Below are 2050 nucleotides of genomic sequence, written 5' to 3' on the forward strand. Positions count from 1 at the left end.
GAGTGGAAGGGGGCGGAGACCTGCAGCATCAGCGCCCGCTTGGCGCCCTTTTCCGTGCACAGCTTTGCCGCCAGCTCGACCGCCGGCTTGGCGCCGGAGATCACCAGCTGGCCGCCGCCATTGTCATTGGCAACCTGGCAGATGGAGCCTTTTGCAGCCTCGGCGCAGGCTGCCTCGACATCGGCCTGCTCGAGCCCGATGATTGCCGCCATGGCGCCCTCGCCCGCCGGCACCGCCGCCTGCATGGCATTGCCGCGCACGCGCAGCAGGCGCGCGGCGTCCGCCACCGAAACGAAGCCGGCGGCGGCAAGCGCCGAATATTCGCCAAGCGAATGCCCCGCCACGTAAGCGACCTTGTCCTTCAGCGAAAAGCCGCGCGCTTCCAGCGCGCGGATCGCCGCCAGCGACACTGCCATCAGCGCCGGCTGGGCGTTGGCGGTCAGCGTCAGCGTCTCTTCCGGCCCTTCCCAGATCAGCTTCGACAGTTTCTCGCCGAGAGCGTCGTCCACTTCCTCGAACACTCTGCGCGCCTCGGGAAAGGCGTCCGCCAGGTCCTTGCCCATGCCGACGGCCTGGCTGCCCTGTCCCGGAAAGGTGAATGCGACGGCCATATCGAGGCTCTCCAATGGCTGATTTTACCTGCCTGTGGCGCAAGGCGGACGGGCAAGTCAAGCCCGCGCCACCCTGTCCGGGCGCGAAATCACCACCCGAGTGCCTGTTCCAAAAGGCTTTTTGGCGATCACTGATGATGAAAACCGCTCACGATTCGTTTGCTGGCTCTTCTTATTTTCGCCACAGGCGCTAGCTTTGCGTGACAGTTCAATGACAATTCAATGACGCCGATCGGATTGGCGCGTAGCGTGGGCCGGGGAATATCGAAGTGGCACGGATCAGGAAAGGCGCCGGGAAGGTGGCGCCGCAGTTCTTGGAAGACGATCCATCCACCGGCTATCTGCCGGGGCGGAGATGGCCGATCGTCCGCTATGGCCTCGTTACCCTGCTCGCCTCCGCCATACTGGTGTTCGCCATCGAATGGATCGTGCGCGGCGATTTTTCCGGCACCGTTGCCTTCTTCCTGCAGCCCTTCAAGCCGGGCTGGACCACAATCATCGTCTTCGCGCTGGTGCTGATCGGGCTGGACGCCGTGCTCGGCCGCAGCCACCAGAGCCTGATGATCGTGGCGCCGCTGACCCTTGCGCTGGCCTTCGTCGGCCATCAGAAGTCGCACTATCTCGGCGATCCGCTCTACCCGACCGATTTTCTCTACTCCCGCCAGATCATGGCGCTGATGCCGCTCCTGGTGCGCGAGCGGCCGCTGACCGCCGTCGCCATCGCCATCGCCATCGTGGCCGGCCTGTCGCTGCTCGTCTATGGCTGGCGCCTGTGGCGTCGCAAGGTGCCGATCCTCAGCCGCAAGGGGCGGCTGGCGCGGCTGACGCTGACGGTGCCGCTGCTTGCCTTCTTCGTGTCGATCATGGACTACGCCACCTTCTCGTGGACCCGCGACCGGCTGCAGATCATCCCGATCATGTGGGACCAGAAGGAGAACTACGCCTCCAACGGCTTTGCGCTTGCTTTCGCGCTCAACGTGCCGATGGCCCATGTCTCGGCGCCGGCCGGCTATTCCGACAAGGCGATCGCGGCGATCGCGAGACCTGACGTGACGGCCTCGGTGCCGGACGAGAAGCCCGACATCATCGTCGTCATGAGCGAATCCTTCTGGGATCCGACCAAGCTGCCCGGCGTCACCATCACGCCGGACCCGATCCCCAATGTGCGGGCGCTGCGCTCCGGCTATATGTTCTCGCCGGAATTCGGCGGCATGACCGCCAATATCGAATTCGAGGCGCTGACCGGCTTCTCCAACGCCTTCCTGCCGGCCGGCTCCATCCCCTACCAGCAGTATGTGCGCACGCCGACGCCGTCGCTGGCGACCTTCCTGAAGAGCGAGGGCTACAGGGCGCGCGCCATCCATCCCGGCACCAACTGGTTCTGGAACCGCGGCGCCGTCTATGCCGATTTCGGCTTCAGCGACTTCCGCTCGGAGGAG

At 65.1% G+C, this 2050-nt stretch carries 2 protein-coding genes; one reads left to right on the forward strand and one right to left on the reverse strand.

Features of this window, described 5'->3' with window-relative positions; genetic code table 11:
- The coding region (locus EN780_RS32850; RefSeq protein ID WP_133372832.1) for an ACP S-malonyltransferase at positions 1-611 on the reverse strand (611 nt) is incomplete at its 3' end.
- A 269-nt stretch (positions 612-880) separates the two neighbouring features.
- On the opposite strand from EN780_RS32850, the gene EN780_RS32855 reads away from it, so the two are divergent.
- Positions 881-2050: LTA synthase family protein (locus EN780_RS32855; protein WP_145971024.1), on the forward strand; the 1170-nt coding region annotated here is incomplete at its 3' end.

It is taken from the genome of Mesorhizobium sp. M4B.F.Ca.ET.089.01.1.1 (assembly GCF_004022605.1).
Taxonomy (GTDB): Bacteria; Pseudomonadota; Alphaproteobacteria; order Rhizobiales; family Rhizobiaceae; genus Mesorhizobium; species Mesorhizobium abyssinicae.